This is a genomic window from Methanobrevibacter arboriphilus JCM 13429 = DSM 1125 (assembly GCF_002072215.1).
Classification (GTDB): Archaea; Methanobacteriota; Methanobacteria; order Methanobacteriales; family Methanobacteriaceae; genus Methanobinarius; species Methanobinarius arboriphilicus.
The window spans coordinates 144,298-166,112 of sequence record NZ_JXMW01000001.1; the positions used below are offsets into that span (position 1 = coordinate 144,298).

Below are 21,815 nucleotides of genomic sequence, written 5' to 3' on the forward strand. Positions count from 1 at the left end.
AAAAATAAAACTAATAATCTTTCATTAATTTCACATAATTTAATGCATTTAATTTAATTTTATTTATTTCATCAGAAGTTAATTGTCTTACTACTCTTCCAGGAATGCCTAAAATTAAACTTTTTTCTGGAAATTCTTTTCCTTCTGTTACAACAGACCCTGCACCAACAATAGAATCATCACCAATTTTTGAATCATTTAAAATTGTTGCATTCATTCCAATAATAACATTTTCACCTATTTCACAGCCATGGATAATCGCACCATGACCTACTGAAACAAAATCCTTTAATGTAGTGGTTAAAGTATCAGAACAATGAATAACACAATTATCTTGAATATTAGTAGATTTACCTATTATTATAGGTCCTCTATCCCCCCTAATAACTGCATTATACCACACAGAAGAATTTTCACCTATTTTTACATCACCGATAATATGAGAACCCTCAAAAATTCTCACAGATTTATGCAATACTGGTTTTAAATCATTTAAATTATTAATAACCATGTTATCACTATAAGTAATAAATATAATATTAAGTATGCTAAGTATAATACTAATTATAATTCTAAATATAATAATAAATATAATAATAAATATAATACTAAGTATAATGCTAATTATAATTCTAAATATATCAAATAATGTGAGAATAAAGTAATAATTAAAATAAATTATTTAAAAATATTTTATTATAAATATTGAACTTTAATAAATATTGAACTTTATTATAATATTGAACAATAATTAAAGAAATAAATATTGACTAATAGAAATTATTCTCATGTTTTACTAATCCTCTTTTTTATTAGTAATTATATGTTCTTGTTTTACTAAAACAACCTTATCAGAATCAAGATCTTCATAAAGCAAAACATCAGAACCAACAGAAGAATTACAACCAACTTTCACCCCAGGACTGAAACTTGAGTTAATTCCAGTTTTAACAGAATCACCAAAGATTGCACCAAGTTTACGTCTACCACTATCAATTTTTTCATCTTTTATTGTTGTTTTAACTGTTTCATTATCAAATCTTAAGTTAGCTACATTTGTACCAGCAGCTATATTACAATTAGATCCAATAACAGAATCACCAACATAACTTAAATGATTAACATTAGTATCATCCATTATTATTGAATTTTTTATCTCAACAGCATTACCAACATTAACATTATTACCAAGATAAGTACTTCCTCTAATATAGCAATTTGGACCAATATCACAATCTTCTCCGATATAAACAGAGCCCATTATGTAAACTCCTGATCTAATCACACTACCTTCACCAAGATGAATATTACCATGAATATGAGCACCAGGCTCTACTTTACCTTTAATATTAGTAGTAATTTCTTCTAAAAAATATTCATTAATTTCAATTAGCTCCCAAGGGCGCCCCACATCAAGCCATTTTTTATTAGATTTAAATCCCCAAATAGTCTTACCATCATCAATTTGCATAGCTAATGAATCAGTAATCTCATACTCTCCCCTTGAAGACTTTTTTGTTTTTGCTATTTTTTCAAATATATCTTTATTAAATATATAAATCCCCGTATTGACATAATTACTTGGTGCTTCATCAATGGTTGGTTTTTCAATTATTTTATTGACTATATTTTCTTTAATTTCAACAACACCAAAGAGAGTTGGATCTTCAACTTCTGTTAAAACCATTAAAGTATCAGGATTGATTTTATAATATTCATCTATAATATTCATCAAAAGAGCAGTGTCAAGTATTATATCCCCATTTAAAACTATAAATTCATCATCAACAAAATCTTCACCATACCCAATAGCATTAGCAGTTCCAGATAATTTTTCTTGTTTTTTATAAGTTATATTGACTCCAAGGTCTTTTCCATCCTTAAAATAATTTCTAACCATATCTTCCTTATAATTTACAATTAAAAGAATATCAGTAACCCCACTATCTCTTAAAGACTCAATATTATATTGTATAATAGGTTTACCTGCTACTGGAAGCATTGTCTTCGGCTTAGTAAGTGTTAAAGGCCTCATTCTTGTTCCTTCCCCTGCGCTTAAAATTATAGCTTTCAAAAAATCCCCTCTATATATTTATAAAGTAAATAATAATAAATTAAATAATGATAAAGTAAATAATGATATAATACAAATAATTATCTTACAATTATTATTTTTATAATTCTTATTTTATATTCTATAATTAATAAAATAATAATTTTTTTATAATTATTAAATATTAATAAGATAATTAATAATTATCTACCTAATAATTAAATAAGTAATAATTAGATAAATAACAATTAAATAACTAATTCAAATTATCTTTAATTATTTTAACCGAAATATCTCTTATTAAATTTGCATTTTCAATGGTTTTAGCCTCTAAAGTCACTCTAATATAATCTTCTGTTCCAGAAGGTCTAACTAAAACCCAACTATCATCTGAAAATGTTAATCTAACTCCATCAATTGTATTAACATCAATAACATCATCAAAAGATTTTATTAGTAATTTTTCCATATTTTCCATTACTTTAAGCTTATCTTCTTTAGAACAGTTTATTTTTTCCCTAATGTTTGAATAATTTGGAATATTATCTAAAAGTTTAGAAAGAGAACCTTTTTTTGATACAATTTCTGCCATCCTAAGACCTGAAAGAATACCATCAGGACACATACAAAAATCAGGATGCAACCATGTTCCAGAAGGTTCCCCACCAAATATAGCATTTTCTTCAATTATAGACTCGGCTACATTCACATCACCGACTTTTGTCCTAATGATCTTACCATTAACATGATCTAAAGATTCATCGAGACATATACCCGCATCAACAGTAGTAATAACCTTTAAATCATTTTCCCCATATTTTTCAGCCATATATCCTGATATTATTGCTAATAACTTATCAAAATCTCCAACTCTACCATTTCCATCTATTGCAATCATTCTATCAGCATCACCATCATGAGCTATCCCTAAATCAGCCCCAGTAGCTATAACAATCTTCATTAAGTCCCCTAAATTCGCCTCATTTGGTTCAGGATTTCTGCCAGGGAAAAATCCATCAACTTGAGAATTTAGAGTAATAACTTCACATCCTGCCATTCTAAATATCAATGGAGATAATTCAGAACCTGCACCTGAAGCACAGTCAATCACTACTTTTAATCCTGGTTTAATATCAACAATGCTCAAAAGATTGTTAATATATTTTTGTTTAATTTCTTTATCATGATAAATCGTTCCAATATTGTCCCAGCCAGCTTCTTCAAATTCTTTTGAATAATATATATTTTCTATTTCTCTTTCTTGAGAAGGAGTATATGCCATTCCATTACTATTCCATATCTTAATACCATTATATTGTGAAGGATTATGAGATGCTGTAATCATTATTCCTGCATCAGCATTTAAAGTTTTAACAGCATAACCTACAAGAGGTGTTGGAACCATACCTATTTTTAAAACATTGACTCCTGATTCAAGCAATCCCGCAGTAATTGCATTGTCAAGCATTTTATTAGTTGTTCTTGTATCATAACCCAAAACAACATTTCCAGTCCCCCCTAAATAAGTGGCTAATGCTTTTGCAACATTCAAGGCAAGGTTTGATGTAACTTCTTCACCAATTTTTCCCCTTATTCCAGAAGTTCCAAAAAGCTTTTTATTATTAGTATTAACAGGCATTTTATTACTCCAATATAATTAAGATTAATATAATTAAGATTAAGCTAAGCAAGATTAAAATAATTAAAGATTAAGCTCCAAATTTAGAAGAATTATTCATTAAATCCATTAAAATGTCCATAACATCAGAACCACGTATTCTGCAAAGTCCTCCTTTATGAGCTTCTATTTCATTAAATTCTTTTACATTATCAATTCTGACTTCAGGACCATTAATAATTATTGGAACTGGATCTGCAGTATGATCCATCCTAGAAATTGGAGTTGAATGATCTGCAGTCAATATTATATAACAATCTTCAATTTCTAATAATTTCTTTATAACAATCTTATCAACTTTCTCTATAAATTCCAATTTCTCTTCAAAACTACCATCATGACCAGCTTCATCTGCCCCATCAATATTTATAAGTAAAAAATTATATTCATTACCAGTTGCATGTTTAACAATCTCATCAATAATATTATCAAGGTTAGTATCTGTTCCACCAGTGGCCCCCTCAACTTCAATAATATCCATACCCGCAAACCTTCCTATACCCATAATAAGTCCAGTTTCTGCAATACATAGAGAATTAAGATTATATTTTTCATTTATAGATTCAACCTCAGGTACTGCACCAGCACCTCTAGGTACAATTATATTCGCAGGAGGTTCACCATTTTTTTCTCTTTCTTGGTTAACAGGATGATCTTTAATCATTTCATAAGACGTATCAACAATTTTATTTAAAATATCTGCGGTTCTAACAGCTTCTTTAGTATCATCAGTTGGAAAAACTGTTTTTGGAGGTTTTCCTTCATTTTTAGGATCTGCATCTGAAACTGCATCTGAAAGAGATTCATGACCTTCAGATCTAAGAACAAGAACTGCTCTATGACCAGTCGACTCTTTAAAAATAATTTTTACATCTTCATACCCTTCAATAATCATTCCATTAAGAGTATTAATAATATCTTTTGTTCCATCCCTTATTCTTCCAGCACGCCTATCAGTGATTATTTTATTACTATCAGCAGTTGAAAAATTACATCTGAATGCTATATCCCCTGGTAAAATATCAACACCAACACCAGAAGCTTCAAAAGGACCTCTTCCAGTATAAATCTCATAAGGATCATAACCAAGTATTGAAATATGGGCAGTATCACTTCCAGGAATTATACCAGGTTTAATAGAATCCATCAATCCATTAATACCTTTTTCAGCCATTTTATCCATGTTTGGGGTTTTAGCTGCTTGTAATGGAGTCATTCCATTTAAATCTTTTAATGGGCGATCTCCAAGTCCATCCATTATTAAAATCATTCCTTTCATAAAAATCACAATATATTATTAAAAAACTATTTTTAAAGTAAATATTTATAATCAATATTATAATTACTATCTATAATCAATATCCATAACTAATATTTATAACCAATATTTATAATTAATATTAATATTTAATATTAATATTAATATTTTGCTTATATCACAATTATCTTTTAAATCTTATCTCTTTTTCAAATTCTATCTCATAATTACAATATATCATAATTGTAATATATATTGAAATTTAAAACATATAAGTTTTAATAAAATAAATTTAGTTATTAAAGAAAGTTAATAATTAAAAATAAATACTGATTAATCATAAAGTTGAAATTATACCAACTAAAGCTCCAGTTATAGTAGCTAAAAGATTAACATGCTCATTGTTTATGAAATTTCTTCTTTCAAAAACTGCTCCAAGTATACTATCCATAAAACAACCGACAGTACCAGAAACAACTGCAATTTTTAAAGAAAGAAACGGGTCAGATATTATACCTAAAAAAAATGCTGCAATACCAATTATAGCTGCCCCAATTATCCCCACCAATGTACCAAGGACAGAAATCGCACCATCAGTTCCAGGATCAACTTTTCTCATTGTAGTTATAAGGCGTGGTCTTTGAAGTATTCCAATCTCACTTGCTAATGTATCAGCAGTAGCAGTAGCAATAGCTCCTATAAAACCCCCTACAAGTGGAAGATAATAACCTCCGAATGCAGCCATTATGAAGGCAACAACACCATTAGAAATAACATTTTTTGCAGTTCTTTTACCTTCATATATTCCTAAATTCTGTTTATAATATTTACTATGTCTTGTAGCAACAAGACTTAAAATTAAGAAAATTAATATTAGAAGTAACCAGCTGATACCTGCAGAAAATATTATTATAATACCCATAATAACCATAGCAAGAGTTCCCCATAAATCTAAAGCCTTTCGATTATAGATGAAAGCTCCCACTAATAGAAGCAAAACTACATACCCCCAATTTATCATTAAGGTCTCTTCCATAAAAATCATCATTATTAAATTTATTATATGATTTATATAAATATGCCGAATTAATAAAAATTAATTATTAAATGAGTTATAGAAATATATGTATAAATTAACTTTTTATGAAAATTACAAAATATGATAAAAAATTGATTAATACAGAAATAAGTAAAAATAAAAGTAGTAATAATAAAAATAATAATAAAAATAGTGATAAAAATAGTAATAATGAAAATATAATGAAAATATAATGATAATATAATGATAATATAATAATGTAATACTATTAATAATAAAATAAAATTAATAATAAAAATATTAGAATAATATAATAATTAATCTAATACTTTACTTTTAATAATTTCTACTCTTTTAAGAGGATAAATCTTTTTAGCTCTATGATATATCTCAGAAGCCATTCTTCCATTAACAGAAGTTTCAATTACATCTTCATAGCTTCTTTCACTTGCTAATTTTTGAACAAGTCCAGTGATTGTTTCTCTCATGAACTTTTGTTGGGAAGATTTAGACCTTCTTGTAGTTATAGCTAAAACATGAAGTTTCATTTTATGATCGTCTTTAGTCTTAATAACAACATGAGTATCAATCCTACTTGTTCCTCTTCTAATCATACTTCTTACATAATCAGTTGTTACCTTATGACCAGTAAATTTAGTATTAGCTATATCTCCAGCTACATTATCAACTTCAAACTTTAATTTTATGTATTGTTTAGAAAAATCACCAGTCAATTCCCTCATAGTGACTTCTACACCCCTACCTATTAAAAAGTCAGGATCTCTAGAAGGAGTTTCCCCAATTTCTTTATCTCCAAATGCCACAGGAGTTTTAATTGTATACCAAGATTTTTCTTTCCATGTATCACGTGCTCTTCTTCTTTTTGCCTTTGCCATAAATATTACATCCTATAAATTTTTTATTCAATTCCTTAATCTGTAAATTAATATTTTTAGAAACAGAAATATATAATCAAAGAGTACCCTAATTGGAACTCATATTAATTCATATTAATATTACTAATATAATTAAAATAATATTTTCTAATATTTTATATAAAAATGTATATAAAGTATATAAAAATATATAAAACTATATAAAGTTACATAAAATTATCTATAATAACTATAAAAACAATAAAATTAACTCGAATTAACTTCTTAGCTCTAAAATCAGCTAATTCGCAAATCTGATATTGGACTCAATCCAAATATTAGTAAAAATTGTTTATAATAAAGTTTTAAAATACTTTAAAACCCGCCCTTAAAGGTTAATATAACATTTGGATTTATCATATTTAAAGTTTTTTAAAAAATTAGAAAATTATGGAAAATTAGAAAATTAAAAAGTTAAAAATTTAAATAATTAAAAATAATTAAAAATAATTAAAGAAATCCAAATGATCATAGATACTTATAAATAATCAAAAAAATGGAAAAAATAAAAAGTTATTTTAAAGACTTTGCAAATTTTTTTGCATTATTCAAATCATCTTCATTAGGATGTTCCTTATTTATACCTCCAACAATTTTAAGTGGGCCAAAAGTGTCAAAACCTTTACAATTAAAATCAGCTATGACATTAAATCCTCTGGAATTTAAAAAATCTTTAAACTTCTCATTGAAGCTACTTTTAGTTCTACCACTTGTAGTAAAAATAAAGCTTTTCTGATTATCCATATGTTCAGTAGTATCAATAAAATTTTTAATGTTTTTATGAATTTTCCCATAATATATACCAGAACCAACACCAACTAAATCATATTCATCCAGATTTTCGTAGTTCTTATTGAAATCTCTCACATTTACTAATTCCGCACCAATTTCATCTGCAATTACTTTAGCTACTTTTTCAGTATTATTATGATGTATTGATTCATATATAATAATACACTTCATATTCCAACCTTTTCCTATTTATTTAATTGATTTAATTATACTTGATTTTATAATATATGGTCCTATAATATACTATTCTATAATATATTATCCTATAATATATGATTCTATTATATTGGAGTCTTCATAAAATTATAATGATCAATATAACGATTTAAAGCTTCATCAATAGGACCGTCATCTTCAACAAGTTTTATACCAGATTCTTCAATTCCAAACTTTGACTTAAATCCTGCTTGAACACAAATAACCACATCACAATCCTTAATTGCATTCAAAGTCTTCATCCACTGATGTTTTTCTCCAGGGTTAAATTCAACAGATCTTTTTTCAATAAATTTTTTATTATTCCCTTCTTCATCAAAATCAAAAATACAGATAGAACTAGCTTTTCCAAAATGAAGATCAACATTTTTTCCATCAGATGAAGCAACAGCAATTCTCATGATTATCTCCAATTAGTCTCTAATTTTATTAATTAATTTAGCAACATTTTCAGCAAATAATTTTATTGTTCCAATACCTTCTTCATCTTCACTAGCAGTACCTTCTTCAAGTGCAAAAACCATATTCCAATAATTTGAACCTACCATGATCATATTGTTTATAGGGAAAACCATTGCCATTTCTTGAAGTGTTAAAGTCTGACCACCTCTTCTAGCTACAGCTATTGGACCACCAACCATCCATGAAAGAAATTGATCGGTTCCACGAGAAACTTTTCCAATTCTTTGAAGAGCCGCCATTATATCCCCTCTAGCTGTCCCAAAATAAACAGGTGCTGCAGGGATAAATCCATCAGCTTTTCTTATTTTTTCAATGATTTCATCAAGTCCGTCTTTTAAAACACAATTTCCCTCTTCTATACACTTATTACAAGCTATACAAGACTGAATTTGCATTCCACGAAGATTTAAAATCTCAGTACTTAATCCATTTTTTTCTATTTCATCAGCACATACTTCTAAAACTTCAACAGTATTACTATTTTTCCTAGGACTTCCACTTAATAAAATTACATCTGCCATCTCTAACACTCCATCTAATTCAAATATTTGATATTTTGATATTTCAAATATTAAACAATTTTAAATACTTTACTAAAAATTGTAAATAGATTAATTATAATACACAAATATATGTATATTTTTTATTTTAATTAAATTTTATTCATTTATTATTATCATTAAATTAAAAATAGTACTAGAAATAGTATTTAAAAATAGTACTTGAAAATAGTATTTAAAAAGTAATTGAAAATAATTTTAAAAAATGATTTTAAAAATAGTTTAAAAAATAGTTTCTAATAATTAAAAAATAAAATTAAAAATTATTAAAATATTAAAAATAGAAAAGTATAAATACGTAAATGTATAATACTTTTAACAAAATGTAAAAAACTATTTACAAAATGTTTAATAAGCTTAACAAAAAATTCATTAATCATTTAATAAAAAATTTAAATTAAAAAGTATCTTAAAAAGTTTTAATAAATAAAAGAATATTTTTAAAAAATAATTTAAGAAAAGAATAATCCTAAGAAAAGAATTAATTTAAGAAAAAATACCTTAAGAAAAGAATAAAGAAAGAATATATTAAGAGTGAAAATATGAAAACAAAACTAAAAGTAATAATAACTATTTTATTATCAAGTTTAGTAACACTACTCTGGGTTTTAGGAATTATATTTGCAAATTTCAATTTATTTATAATATCCATGATTGTGTTAATGATAACTCTTATACCGACAATTAGATATTATAAAGAACTAGATAAATTCTTTAAAAGCAGAAATGGAGAAATAATCGAAGATGAAAGAACACAATATATTGATGAAAGAGCTTCACTTCCAGCTTTTGGATCAGTGATGGGGATAATTATATATGCAGCAATAGCTATTTTTACTCTCAGAAACATATACCCACAATATACTCCAATGTCATATGCATTCTTTTTTACAGCAATTATAGGAATTATAATATTTTTAATAAGTAGAATCTATTTTAAACGAAAATATAGTGAGTAAAAATGAAAAATAGAATAAAAGAATTCAGAGCGATACATGACACTACTCAGGAAGAATTAGCTAAACAGCTACAAGTATCAAGACAAACAATTTTAGCTATTGAAAAAGATAAATATGATCCATCACTAAAACTAGCATTTAAAATAGCCAAATTCTTTAAAGTTTCTGTAGAAGAAATATTCATAGATAAATAACATGTTTATAAACCAAAGGATTAAACTCCAGCACCATCTAAAGCAGATGAACAATGACAATCATATTCTCTATTCATTGATTCAACCGTTTTATAAATAAGATTAATAAGTTCTTGTCCTTTAACTTCCATTATTTCAAAAACTTCATCCATTGTTAACTTATTTGGAGAAATAGATGCCCCATAATTAGAAACAAGGCAAATACTAGCATAACATATTTCTTTTTCTCTAGCTAATACTGCTTCAGGAAGACCAGTCATACCTACAACATTTCCACCTAAGGTTTGAAGCATTTTTACCTCAGCAGGACTTTCAAATCGTGGACCTTCATTACAAACATAAACTCCTCCTTCTACAAAGTCACCATCAGTAACAACAGATTTATTAGCTATAATTTGAGACCTCAGCCTATTACAATAAGGTTCTGTAACATCAATATGAACAACCGTATCATCATAAAATGTTTTTTCCCTTCTAAAAGTAAAATCAATAAAGTCATCAACTATCACTAATGAACCCGGATGAATTTTTTCATCTAAAGAGCCTACTGCATTTGTAGCTATGATTTGTTTAACACCTAAGCTATGAAGCCCCCAAATATTTGCACGATAATTAATTTTATGAGGAGGTGAACTGTGATCTCCAGAGTGTCTTGGCATAAATGCTACATCATTTTCCCCAATTTTAAAAAGAGAAATTTCTGCAGACTCACCATAAGGAGTCAGAACTATTTTCTTCTCAACATTATCAACCTCTTTTGTAATGTCATAAACACCACTACCACCAATAATACCTATCATAAATACACCAAACATTAAAAAAAAATAAAAATAAAGAACAAATATAGATAATAAAAATAAAAAAGAAAAGATTAACCTTTAGTAACAGCTAATGGTACAACTTTAGCTACAATTTTAGCTATTCCAGTGCTATCAGATGTTCTAACAACCTGATCAACATCTTTATAAGCTGCAGGTGCTTCTTCAGCAAGAACTGGGTCTGAATTAGCTCTTACATGAATACCTTTACTTTTAAGATCAGCTTTTATCTCATCACTAGTAAATTTCTTTTTAGCGCCAGTACGACTTAATTTTCTTCCAGCACCATGAGCAGTAGACCCAAAAGTTTCTTCCATAGCAATATCAGTTCCATGAAGAATATAAGAAGCAGTTCCCATAGTTCCAGGAATTAAAATTGGTTGTCCCACTTTTCTATATTCACTTGGAATTTCAACCCTACCTGGACCAAAAGCACGAGTAGCTCCTTTTCTATGAACAATAACCTCTTGATTCCTATTTTTTATATTATGAACCTCTTTTTTAGCAATATTATGAGCAACGTCATATATAACACTCATTTCCATATCTTCAGCAGACTGATTAAATATTCCTTCAAAAGTCTCCCTAACCCAATGAACCATCATCTGACGATTTGCCCAAGCATAGTTAGCCGCAGCAGACATAGCTCTAAAATAATTTTCAGCTTCAATAGAATCTATAGGGGCACAAGCTAATTGTCTGTCAGGTATATTAAGATTGTGTTTTTTATATGCCTTATCCATTGCACGAAGATGGTCAGAGCAAACTTGATGACCACATCCACGAGATCCACTATGAACCATAATAGTTATTGTTCCAGGTTCAAGATTAAAAGTTTTAGCTACTTCTTCATTAAAGATTTCATTAATTTTTTGAACCTCTAAAAAATGATTTCCAGACCCTAATGAACCAAGCTGAGGAATTCCACGTTTTTTAGCCTTTTCAGATACTTTAGATGAATCAGCATCTAACATCCTACCATTTTCTTCAAGAAAATTAAGGTCTTCTTCCCAACCATATTCGTTTTCAACAGCCCATTCAGCTCCAAAGTCTAAAACATTGTCAATTTCATTGTTTTTTAGTCTAATTTTTCCCTTACTTCCAACACCAGAGGGAACATTAACAAAAAGTTTATCAACAATTTCTTTCATTTTAGGTTTGATATCTTTTTCAGTCAGATTTGTTCTAACCATTCTGACACCACAATTAATATCAAAACCAACTCCACCAGGACTAATTACTCCAGTACGAGTACTGAAAGCTCCAACTCCACCAATAGGAAAACCATAACCAAAATGAATATCAGGAAGGCCAATAGCAAACTTTTGTATTCCAGGAAGACAAGCTACATTAGTTATCTGTTCAATAGCTCCTTCCTCTAAACTAGAAAGTGCATCTTCTTCTAAATAAAAGCGGCCAGGAACTTTCATTTCTCTTTTAAAGTTACTAGGAATCTCCCAAACATTTGGACGAACTTCAGTAATATTTTCCTTAATATTCTTGTTTATACTCATAAGAATCAACTGTATTAATTAAATAGAAAGATAAATTTTTTATTATAAAAATATTTAGTAAATTTGTATAAATTTGTATAAAATAAAGTTTAAAGCATTAATTATATTAAATTAAAAAATTTAATTAAACAATGTCGATTAAACACTAAATTAAAAATCTTATAAATTAGATATCAATACATTAAATTATAGTACTATATATTATACTATATAGTTTTGATGATATTATATAATTTACTAAAAATACTATAAAAAATAAAAATAATGAAAATACTAATTAAAGTACTAAATACTAAGAATAATACTGAAAATAATAATAAAAACAATAATATATAGTAATATATAATAATAAAAATATTAAATAAATATTATAAATACTATAAAACTATAAATACTAATTAAATACAACAATACCATAGTTATAAATCTAAAATAACTCTTATTTTACATAATTCATTACATGAAACTTCCATCATGTGAAATGTTATTGCTTTAACTTCACTTCTTCTTTCATGGACTTTCCAATCTATTTTCTCACCTTCAGCTATTGCATTAAGTTTATAAAACTTATTATCACCTGAATTTTTCTTTTCAATAGATACACTAAAATTTGAAAAAAGAAGAAGACTAATTTCATGAATAAATAATAATTCTTCTAAAAAATCATATAATAAAGAAACTTTATCCTCCGATTCAATGGTAAATTCTCTTATTTCTTTTTTATCTACTTTTTTAACATTAGTAATGACATTGAACATTGCTAAAGCAGAATTTTCAAAAGCTTCTTCTAATGTTTTCCCATATGCCCAATAACCAATGTCAGCAGTAACATCGAAAAATTCAAACTTTTTTTGAATATTTTTCTGATTAGTTCTATTTTCTTCAATCATATCAATCATGAAAATTTTTAAAGTCAATTTTTTGCTATTTAAGTTGATTTAAATCTTTTTTATCAAAATAAGTACACATAATTAAAATTCAATAATTTTAATATTACTCCTCATAAGCTCTCTCGGATTTTCTTTATATGTATTTTTAACTAATTATATTTATGAACAAATTTGAGTTAAAATTTGAGTGATTATATGTCAAAAAATACAAATCAATATATAAGAAATGATTTAAGGAAAAAAAATGATATAAATGATTTTTTATTCTTTAAAAACATTAACTTTCAATCTTGCATGGTAATACTCTTTGTTTTTCTAGTATTACTTTTCAGTATATTATCTATAGCTACAACCCCTAATCCTAGTGTTATTTTTGGAATTTAAAAATAGTATCATTATTAAACTAATATTGATATTATATATTTTAATATTATATAAATCCAATATATAACTTAAAAAATTATACTACCAAACCCTAAGTAGCTAATGAGTAAGCCATGCAAGACTTTTTATTATAAATATTAATATAGATATTTATATTAATAATTATAGTAAGAATTGCATTACAACTATGCTATTAGGAAATAATTAAATTTGTAATTAAAAGTTATAGATAGTATAAAAATTAATAATTTAAATTCAGATGATAATAGTATAAAAAGTAATCATGATGAAAAATAATTATGCTAAAAAGTAATTATTATAAAAATAATTATAATAAATAGTAATCATGATGAAAAATATTATAATAAATAGTAATTATAACAATGAATAATCCTAATAAGACCATATAATTTATATATTAAATTATATGGCTTAAAAATAGATATATACAATATTTAAAAATTTTTAATTATAAAAGGCATTTTTTAACATCATCAGAATTAACTCTAAGTATTATTTGTCTAGAATTTCCCCTAACTCCTTTTCCTGTGAATTTTGTATCAATCAACCGCAAAAATTCTAATTTTTCTAAAGTTCTTCCAAATGTTGCATAGCTAAGTCCTGTTTCTTCCATAAACAGCTTAGATAAGGGACCAGAATTTAAAGGCTCCTCTTTAGTTGCAATAACTTTTAACAAATCTTTTTCTGATTTATTTAATGATCTTAGTGTTTCAACTAATTTTAAAGAATTACTTTTAGATTTAGCTTCTTCAAGGTGAGATAATTCTATTGTTTTAGATGCATTGGATTCAGCTATATTTCCACATATCCTCAATAAATCAATTCCAGTTCTCAAATCTCCTCCATCTATAGAATAATCAGTAATTTCCTCTAATATTTCATCACTAATTACTCCAGGATAAAATCCCAATTTAGCCCTATCAGTTAGAATACTTAGTATTTCACTTCGAGTATAAGGAGGAAACGTTATCTCCTGAGGGATGAAAACTGTATTTACATTTTTATCTAATGCAAACCTAAATTCAAGTTCTGATAAAATTGCAAACAATCCGGTTCTAACTCCTGGAAATTCTTCATAAGCTCGTAATATATCATAAAATATCTTATTAATCATGTTATTTTTGAATAAATAATCAACATCATCAAAAGCTACCAGTAATGCTTTATCTTCATCTGAAAGATGTTGCATTATTTTCTCATATACTCTTGATACAGGAATTCCTGTTTCAGGAGGAGCATGTCCAAAAATCTTTTTATGTATCTGTGAAAATATACTAAAACGAGTAGTATGTAATTGACAATTTACATAACAACAAAAAATCTTATTAGAATTTTTTTCAACCATCTTAAAAAGTTTTTTTATTGCAGTTGTTTTTCCTGTAGCACAAGACCCAAGTATAACAGTATTAACAGGTCGCCCCTTATTTAAAGCTGGGCGAATAGACATTGCCATTCCTTCCATTTGTGAATCCCTGAAATTATAATTTTCAGGCATATAATCTGGATTAAATGCATTTATATCCTGAAATATTGTTTCATCATGAAGTAATATATCTTCAATTCCCATAACAATAGTATGTATAAACTTATATAAAAAAGTATATTCTAATTATCTTAAAATAAAATAAACTATTACTAAATCTAATTGATTAGTAAATAAATTATTTACTTAAATTAATTATTTCAACATCATTATTATTTTTTATCCAATCAATAAGTTTTTCAGCATATACTAACTTTTTTTGCTTAATTTCATCAGCTTCAGCAGTTTCTAAATTGATTTCAGGTCTAGAATATTTGGTTATAATTTTTCCAAAGTCCATTCCAGCAAGAATAATCTTCTCGGCATTTAAAGCAATAGCTAAAAACACTGCCCTATCACCATCAGTAAAACCTCCGAAATTATAAAGATTAGAAAATGGTTTAGACTGAGTAGTACCTAAAATCTTATTAAACTTATTTGTGTATTTTAGTATTTGATCAAAATTATTACCATGAGCATGAAGAACAAACAAAGATCCTAAATCATTTGCCAATAATAAATCTTCAATTTTACCATCTAAATCAGTTACTATTATATCTGGAACGATATTTTCTTCTAAAAGAGCTGTTGTTGCACCATCGGCAGAAATTAATATATAATCATCAGAGTCTTCTAAGTTAGAAATCTTTTTAACTTTTTCTATGTCTTTTTTTAATGATGGTCCTGCACCAAAAACTATGAAATTTCTTATATCTGTTTTACTTTTATGAAAATTATGAACAGTAATATTCTCATGCTCTAAATTATCCAATAAATCTTCAATTTTAATCGAATCTCTTACAGATAATAGTTTATTCAAAATAGCAGCAGTTTTTTCATCTTCTTCTTTTGGAAATCCAAAATCCGATAATATTTTCTCATACCAAATATTCCATTCATCAAATTTCATTATTAAAAACTATATATTTTCTATTAAATAAGTTTTTTGAAATTAATATTGCTTTTAATTAAAATTATCTTATTTTCAATTTTTAATCAACTAAAAAGCTTATAAATTAATATAACTATAAAAACAAATAAAAAAATAAGTGAATAAAAAAATAAGTGAAAAAACAAATGTACAATAATAAAAAATATAATTTATAACTAAAAAATCAATCCAAAAAAAATAATATAAAAAAATAATATAAAAAAATAATATATAATCTTATTATTTAAACATTGAATTTTAATTATTCTAATCATTTTAATTAAATAATATAATAAATTAAGCACTATAATTATACCCAATAGAAAAGCTTTTTATATATATTAAATAAAGTTTGTAATATAGTTTAAGATATTTTATAATTAAACTATAAATAATCATTCTTATAGCAAATAATCAATTGGAGGAATAAATAAATGGATGATACTTTATTAATGCTTCCTGGACCAACAAGCGTAGCACCAAGAGTTCTAAAAGCTATGTCTAATAATATTGTTAACCATAGAAGCGCAATTTTTGGAGAGATATTTACTGAAACTACTGAACTAATGTCTGAGGTTTTTAAAACACAGAATCAATCTTATTTACTTACTGGTTCAGGTACATCAGCTATGGAAGCAGCTATCGCTAATACTATAAAACCTGGAGAAAAAATATTAAATGTTGTAGGAGGTAAATTCGGACAAAGGTTTATGCAAATAGCTAACTCATTTGGAATAGATGCACAAGAATTAGCTGTTGAATGGGGAACTGCTGTAACACCAGAACAAGTGAAAATTGCTCTTGAAAATGATGAATATATTAAAGCAGTTACTGTTGTTCATAATGAAACCTCTACTGGTGTAGCTGCTCCTATTGAAGAAATTGGAAAGGTTATGAAAAATTACGATGCATTATACATTGTAGATACTGTATCATCTCTTGGAGGAGATAGAGTAGATGTAGATAAGTATGGCATCGATATTTGTGTAACAGGATCTCAAAAATGTTTAGCTGCTCCTCCAGGATTAGCTGCAATTACTTTAAATGATGAAGCATGGAAAGTTATTGATAATACCGATTCTAACACATATTATTTAGATATGAAAAAATACAAAAAAAGTGGTGCTGGAACACCTCCTGAAACTCCATATACTCCATCAGTTTCATTAATTTATGCTTTATTTGAAGCTTTAAAAATAATTAAAGAAGAAGGCCTAGAAAATAGAGTAGTTAGGCATGAAACAGCTGCTGAAGCTTCAAGAAATGCTGTTAAAGCTCTTGGTCTTGAAATATTCCCTGATGAAAAAGTTTCATCTACAACTGTTACCGCAGTTAAAATGCCAGAAAACGTTACTGACGCAGAATTAAGAGGAACAATGCGAAATAAATATAAAGTAGAATTAGCTGGTGGACAAGACCATTTAAAAGGAAATATATTTAGAATTGGACATATGGGTAACATATCCTATAAAGAACTAGCTATTACATTTTCTGCACTTGGAATGACTTTAAAAGGTCTTGGATTCGATATTGACATGGGTGCAGGAGTAGCTGCAGTTAATAAATCATACTTATGATTCATTTTATATATTATATGTTATAATACAGCTATTAAATAATAATATTAATAATAATATTAATAATAAAATTTATAATAATATTTTATAATATAATATTTTATAATAATATTCTATAATAATATTTATATTAGTTGTTATATTAGTTGTATTTTCTAATACTTTTTTTTAAATTTTTTAATTTTATTTTTAATAATAATTTTTATATTACTTTTAATATTACTTTTAATACTAGTTTTAATACTAGTTTTAATCTTAATTTTAATACTATCTTAATAATACTTTTAATATTGTTTGTAATATTTGTAGTATTCTTTTCACTATTATTTTTAGTATCATTTTTAATATATTCTCAGTATTACATTTAATATTATTAATAATAATATTAATCTCAATATTATAATTAATATTAATTTTTATATTCTTCCCTTAATGTTTTTGATTATTATTTCTAATTTTGTATTAAAAGTAATATTAAAAGTAATATTAAAATTATTATTAAAAATACTTAAAAAATAGTAAATTTTAATTTATAGCTATTATTAAGATTTAACAAGTGGAATATCTTCTTCTGCAATTAAAACCTCTAATAAATAAGGTTTATCTAATTTTAAATTTTTAATAGCTAATTTTAACTCTTCCCTAGAACTTACAGAATCAGCTTCAATTCCATAAGCATTAGCTAATTTCACAAAATCAGGATTTTCTAAATCAACAGAATATCTTAAATCTTTATTATAAAAAGCTTCCCATTGCCTAATTACACCCAATTGAGAATTATTTAATACTATGATTAAAATAGGGAGATTATTAGAAGAAATAGTAGCTAACTCTTGAATATTCATCTGAAAGCCACCATCTCCATTAATAAGAAGAATTTTCTTATTAGGTTGAGATATTGATGCCCCACAAGCTGCAGGTAATCCATATCCCATAGGAGCCATAGCTCCTGAGAATATAATCCTTTTATTATAAATTTCAGATATAAGATTAACCCATGTCGTATGTGAACCTGCATCATTAACCAGAATATAATCCTTAAAATTATCTAATTTATCTAAATCATTGAAATATTCCATTATTAATTTAATAGCTACTTGTGGTTTTAAAGGGATTTCTTTACTTTCTAACCCATCGATATGAGTTTTTTCATTATTTTGAAAAATATCAGCTATCCATGAATCATTAAACGAATTATTAAATGAATCTTTAGATGAATCTTTAGATGAGTCCTTAGATGAATCCTTAACGGAATCCTTAAATGAATTATTAACTATTTTTGAATAATTAAAATGATTTAAAACCTTTTTTACATTACCATGAATTTTTATATCTCCAAAAAGAACATTTTGATCAATATTAACACTAATAACCTTGGTTTTAGCTTTTCTAAAATCAAAATGACTGTTAATATGAGTTGTTCTTTCAGATATTTTAGAACCTAAAAATATTATTAAGTCAGCGTTTTTAAATGCAAAATTAGCCATTTTAGATCCTCTAAGACCTACAAGGCCTAATTCAAGGCCATAATCATTTATCAAGCCCTTTGAATGATATGTATGAGTAATAGGAATTTTATTAGTTTCTGAAAATTTTTTAAGCTCTTCAACAGAGTCTGCCCAAAATATTCCAGCACCAGCAACAATCAATGGTCTTTTGGATTTTTTTATTTCTAACAATGCATCATCTATTTTATTATAATCATAATAATTAGAGGATAGATCAGATGACATTGGATAATCAGAGGACAGATAATAATCAGAGGACAAATCCAAATTACAATTATTATGATCAATAGATTTATCTAAAAGAACGTTTTTCGAAAGATTAATGTGAATAGGGCCTCTTGGTTCGTTATTAAGAATTTTTACAGCTTTTTTAATATTATCAATAGATGATCTACCATTTTTAGGATTGAAAGTTTTAATAGTAATAGGTTTAAAAATAGCTTCAATATCAATATCTTGAAATTCATCCTTATTTTCATGATTTAAATGATTATCTCCAGTTATAACAAGCATAGGAACAGAATCTTTAAAAGCAACTCCAACACCCATTACCATATTTAAAGCACCAGGACCTGCAGTAGAAACACAAACTCCAAACTTACCAGAGACTCTAGAATAAGCATCAGCAGCATGAACAGCACCTTGTTCATGTCTCATAAGAACATGACCAATTTTAGAATTGTTTAAAGCACCATAAAATGGAATAATTTGCTCTCCAGGATGTCCAAAAATATGTTTAACACCTGAATTTTCAAGAATTTTAACAATACATTCCGCAGTATTCATTTGACACACTTATCCAAAATATTACTAAAAATGATAAAAATATAAATAAAAAACATGAAATAAAATACTAAATAAAAAAATATTGAATAAAAAAGATTAGATAATGAAAACATTGAATAAAAACAAAATAATATATAATTATAGATTTTATTCCTCTTGATAGCTGCCAGAATACTCCCCAGAACCATCAACTTTAAAAACAACACCCTGAGCTATTCTATCGCCTTTTTTAATTTTATAATCAAAATTTCCATGATTATAAATCATAAACATAAGAGTACCATAAAAACCAGGATCACCAACAGCAGTTTGAACTGAAACAAAACTACGAAGAAGAGTAGATCTGGGTAAATATAACATAGAATATCCTTTAGGAATCTTAATTTTTCGATCAATTGTAGCTAAATAAGCAGTATGTGGTTTAAGAGTATATACTGGTCCATCTATAGCTTCAATATCAGGTAGATTTTTCTCATTATCAATAAGAGAAGCAGCTGATTTTTGGATAAATACTTCATCAAGAGCTAAGTCAATTCCAGAAGGTTGTACTAATTTTTTAAAATCAGGAAATAATTTTATAAGTTCTTTTTCTCCTAACATTTTTAATCACGTATATTTATAAGATTATTTTTTATAAGATTATTTAAAAATTTATATAAAAATAATTATGTACTTTAACAGATATAACTTTATATCATAAAATATTTAATAGCTATTAAAATTAATACAATCTAATAATAATATAAAAAAAAAATTAAAAGAATTGTTAAGTAAGGTTGTTAAATAAAATTATTAAAAGATTATTAATAATTAATAGAATTAGTAGCTATCTAATAAAATAAAAATAAGGAGATAAAAGAATGCCTGTAATAATAGTAGAATCAAATAAATTAGATGTTGATAAAAAAAGAGAATATGTTAAAAATTTAACAAAATTAACAGCTGAAACATATGGATTACCTGAAAACACAGTAACAATCATAATAAGAGAGAACGAAGCTGAAAATATAGGAGTGGCTGGAAACTTATTAAGTGAGTTAGAGGAATAGAAATAATAAAACTATTATCCATTATGACTAAATGAAAAATATTAATTTTTACATAACTTCCTGTAGAATCCACTTCCTTCAAATTTTATTAGTCCTAAATCTCTCAAAAATTGAAGAGTTTGTCTAATTTTAGGTTTAATATTTTGATTATTGGATAGATTCTTTGAATTTCATTTTCAAATAAATAAACATCCTTTAATATTTTTTGTATTTGGACTATATTATCCTGATTAATATTACCTGCTTGATCAATTTTACATAATTGATCAAAATCATTTGAAATCTGAGATATCGAATTTGGATCATTTATATAATACCATAATCATAATTTCTGTTTAATCCAGAGAATGTTAAATTTGCAGAAGTAATAATCACATTAGAATTATCAAAAACATAAAATTTAGCATATAATGCAGAATGATTGAAAATCTGATGGTTATTAAACAAAATTTTATCTAAAGCAGAAATGTCAGAAACTTTTTTATAAAAATTTGCAAACTAGATTCATGAAAAGATCAGAAAATGGATAATTCAAAACTTCCATAAAAATGCCTTAATATTTATAGTCTAAGATTTATCATATTCAAAAAATTAATAAATATATTATAAATTTAATAAACCCATAATAATAAACTCATAATAAATTATATATAATTTTCTTATTTTTAA

At 26.1% G+C, this 21,815-nt stretch carries 22 protein-coding genes and 1 pseudogene; 5 read left to right on the plus strand and 18 right to left on the minus strand.

Annotated elements, in window-relative coordinates; all coding sequences use genetic code 11:
- Positions 1 to 10 precede the first annotated feature (10 nt).
- The 9 genes from MBBAR_RS00640 to MBBAR_RS00680 all read right to left on the minus strand — a co-directional run bounded on the left by MBBAR_RS00640 (position 11) and on the right by MBBAR_RS00680 (position 8,954).
- A complete protein-coding gene (locus tag MBBAR_RS00640) occupies positions 11 to 511 on the minus strand; it encodes a gamma carbonic anhydrase family protein (RefSeq protein WP_080459363.1) in 501 nt (166 codons plus the stop codon).
- Between the two features lie 285 nt (positions 512 to 796).
- Positions 797 to 2,074 carry a bifunctional sugar-1-phosphate nucleotidylyltransferase/acetyltransferase gene (gene glmU / locus MBBAR_RS00645; protein WP_080459364.1) on the minus strand — a complete coding sequence of 426 codons (1,278 nt, stop codon included), beginning with the start codon at positions 2,072 to 2,074 and terminating at the stop codon, positions 797 to 799.
- Between the two features lie 235 nt (positions 2,075 to 2,309).
- Positions 2,310 to 3,692, minus strand: a complete 1,383-nt coding sequence (gene glmM / locus MBBAR_RS00650) for a phosphoglucosamine mutase (RefSeq protein WP_080459365.1) — start codon at positions 3,690 to 3,692, stop codon at positions 2,310 to 2,312.
- A gap of 70 nt (positions 3,693 to 3,762) precedes the next feature.
- Positions 3,763 to 5,010, minus strand: coding sequence for a 2,3-bisphosphoglycerate-independent phosphoglycerate mutase (locus tag MBBAR_RS00655; RefSeq protein WP_080459366.1), 1,248 nt, complete (start codon positions 5,008 to 5,010; stop codon positions 3,763 to 3,765).
- 316 nt (positions 5,011 to 5,326) lie between these two features.
- Positions 5,327 to 6,025 (minus strand): TIGR00297 family protein, encoded by a 699-nt coding sequence (locus tag MBBAR_RS00660; protein WP_249024998.1) that lies wholly within the window; start codon positions 6,023 to 6,025, stop codon positions 5,327 to 5,329.
- A gap of 320 nt (positions 6,026 to 6,345) precedes the next feature.
- Positions 6,346 to 6,924, minus strand: a complete 579-nt coding sequence (locus MBBAR_RS00665) for a 30S ribosomal protein S3ae (RefSeq protein WP_080459367.1) — start codon at positions 6,922 to 6,924, stop codon at positions 6,346 to 6,348.
- Positions 6,925 to 7,476: 552 nt separating this feature from the next.
- Positions 7,477 to 7,926, minus strand: a complete 450-nt coding sequence (locus MBBAR_RS00670; protein ID WP_080459368.1) for a flavodoxin family protein — start codon at positions 7,924 to 7,926, stop codon at positions 7,477 to 7,479.
- A gap of 110 nt (positions 7,927 to 8,036) precedes the next feature.
- Positions 8,037 to 8,372 (minus strand): NifB/NifX family molybdenum-iron cluster-binding protein, encoded by a 336-nt coding sequence (locus MBBAR_RS00675; RefSeq protein ID WP_080459369.1) that lies wholly within the window; start codon positions 8,370 to 8,372, stop codon positions 8,037 to 8,039.
- A 12-nt stretch (positions 8,373 to 8,384) separates the two neighbouring features.
- Positions 8,385 to 8,954: a flavodoxin family protein gene (locus tag MBBAR_RS00680; RefSeq protein ID WP_080459370.1), complete on the minus strand. Its 570-nt coding sequence runs from the start codon at positions 8,952 to 8,954 to the stop codon at positions 8,385 to 8,387.
- A 701-nt stretch (positions 8,955 to 9,655) separates the two neighbouring features.
- Between MBBAR_RS00680 and MBBAR_RS00685 the strand changes: the two genes are divergently transcribed.
- Both MBBAR_RS00685 and MBBAR_RS00690 read left to right on the plus strand, forming a co-directional pair.
- On the plus strand, positions 9,656 to 9,952 hold the full coding sequence (locus MBBAR_RS00685; protein WP_394334513.1) for a DUF2178 domain-containing protein: 297 nt from the start codon (positions 9,656 to 9,658) through the stop codon (positions 9,950 to 9,952).
- 2 nt (positions 9,953 to 9,954) lie between these two features.
- Positions 9,955 to 10,146 carry a helix-turn-helix transcriptional regulator gene (locus MBBAR_RS00690; protein ID WP_080459372.1) on the plus strand — a complete coding sequence of 64 codons (192 nt, stop codon included), beginning with the start codon at positions 9,955 to 9,957 and terminating at the stop codon, positions 10,144 to 10,146.
- 20 nt (positions 10,147 to 10,166) lie between these two features.
- On the opposite strand, the gene mtnP is transcribed toward MBBAR_RS00690, so the two are convergent.
- From mtnP to MBBAR_RS00705, 3 genes are all read right to left on the minus strand, one after another.
- Positions 10,167 to 10,946 (minus strand): S-methyl-5'-thioadenosine phosphorylase, encoded by a 780-nt coding sequence (gene mtnP / locus MBBAR_RS00695; RefSeq protein WP_080459373.1) that lies wholly within the window; start codon positions 10,944 to 10,946, stop codon positions 10,167 to 10,169.
- Between the two features lie 71 nt (positions 10,947 to 11,017).
- On the minus strand, positions 11,018 to 12,478 hold the full coding sequence (locus MBBAR_RS00700) for an RtcB family protein (protein WP_080459374.1): 1,461 nt from the start codon (positions 12,476 to 12,478) through the stop codon (positions 11,018 to 11,020).
- Between the two features lie 419 nt (positions 12,479 to 12,897).
- Entirely contained in the window at positions 12,898 to 13,368 is a 471-nt protein-coding gene (locus tag MBBAR_RS00705) for an archease (RefSeq protein WP_080459525.1), read from the minus strand.
- Between the two features lie 195 nt (positions 13,369 to 13,563).
- Here MBBAR_RS00705 and MBBAR_RS00710 point away from each other — a divergent pair, with 195 nt between their 5' ends.
- Complete coding sequence (locus tag MBBAR_RS00710) at positions 13,564 to 13,752, plus strand: hypothetical protein (protein ID WP_080459375.1); 189 nt, start codon at positions 13,564 to 13,566, stop codon at positions 13,750 to 13,752.
- 469 nt (positions 13,753 to 14,221) lie between these two features.
- Here MBBAR_RS00710 and MBBAR_RS00715 read toward each other — a convergent pair whose 3' ends face one another.
- Both MBBAR_RS00715 and MBBAR_RS00720 read right to left on the minus strand, forming a co-directional pair.
- Positions 14,222 to 15,340, minus strand: coding sequence for an ORC1-type DNA replication protein (locus tag MBBAR_RS00715; protein ID WP_080459376.1), 1,119 nt, complete (start codon positions 15,338 to 15,340; stop codon positions 14,222 to 14,224).
- A gap of 94 nt (positions 15,341 to 15,434) precedes the next feature.
- A complete protein-coding gene (locus MBBAR_RS00720) occupies positions 15,435 to 16,205 on the minus strand; it encodes a 6-hydroxymethylpterin diphosphokinase MptE-like protein (RefSeq protein ID WP_080459377.1) in 771 nt (256 codons plus the stop codon).
- 455 nt (positions 16,206 to 16,660) lie between these two features.
- On the opposite strand from MBBAR_RS00720, the gene MBBAR_RS00725 reads away from it, so the two are divergent.
- Positions 16,661 to 17,803 (plus strand): pyridoxal-phosphate-dependent aminotransferase family protein, encoded by a 1,143-nt coding sequence (locus tag MBBAR_RS00725; RefSeq protein WP_080459378.1) that lies wholly within the window; start codon positions 16,661 to 16,663, stop codon positions 17,801 to 17,803.
- A gap of 542 nt (positions 17,804 to 18,345) precedes the next feature.
- Here the strand turns inward: MBBAR_RS00725 and MBBAR_RS00730 are convergent.
- The gene (locus MBBAR_RS00730) at positions 18,346 to 20,097 is read right to left on the minus strand and encodes a thiamine pyrophosphate-binding protein (protein ID WP_080459379.1); all 1,752 of its coding nucleotides are present in this window, start codon (positions 20,095 to 20,097) and stop codon (positions 18,346 to 18,348) included.
- A gap of 147 nt (positions 20,098 to 20,244) precedes the next feature.
- On the minus strand, positions 20,245 to 20,697 hold the full coding sequence (locus MBBAR_RS00735; protein WP_054835338.1) for a dCTP deaminase: 453 nt from the start codon (positions 20,695 to 20,697) through the stop codon (positions 20,245 to 20,247).
- A gap of 260 nt (positions 20,698 to 20,957) precedes the next feature.
- Between MBBAR_RS00735 and dmpI the strand changes: the two genes are divergently transcribed.
- Positions 20,958 to 21,146 (plus strand): 4-oxalocrotonate tautomerase DmpI, encoded by a 189-nt coding sequence (gene dmpI, locus MBBAR_RS00740; RefSeq protein ID WP_080459380.1) that lies wholly within the window; start codon positions 20,958 to 20,960, stop codon positions 21,144 to 21,146.
- A gap of 41 nt (positions 21,147 to 21,187) precedes the next feature.
- Here dmpI and MBBAR_RS10685 read toward each other — a convergent pair.
- Both MBBAR_RS10685 and MBBAR_RS00750 read right to left on the minus strand, forming a co-directional pair.
- Positions 21,188 to 21,292 (minus strand): annotated as a pseudogene (locus tag MBBAR_RS10685) (hypothetical protein); the annotation flags it as partial.
- A gap of 160 nt (positions 21,293 to 21,452) precedes the next feature.
- Positions 21,453 to 21,593, minus strand: a complete 141-nt coding sequence (locus tag MBBAR_RS00750; RefSeq protein WP_158082486.1) for a phospholipase D-like domain-containing protein — start codon at positions 21,591 to 21,593, stop codon at positions 21,453 to 21,455.
- Between the last annotated feature and the right edge of the window lie 222 nt (positions 21,594 to 21,815).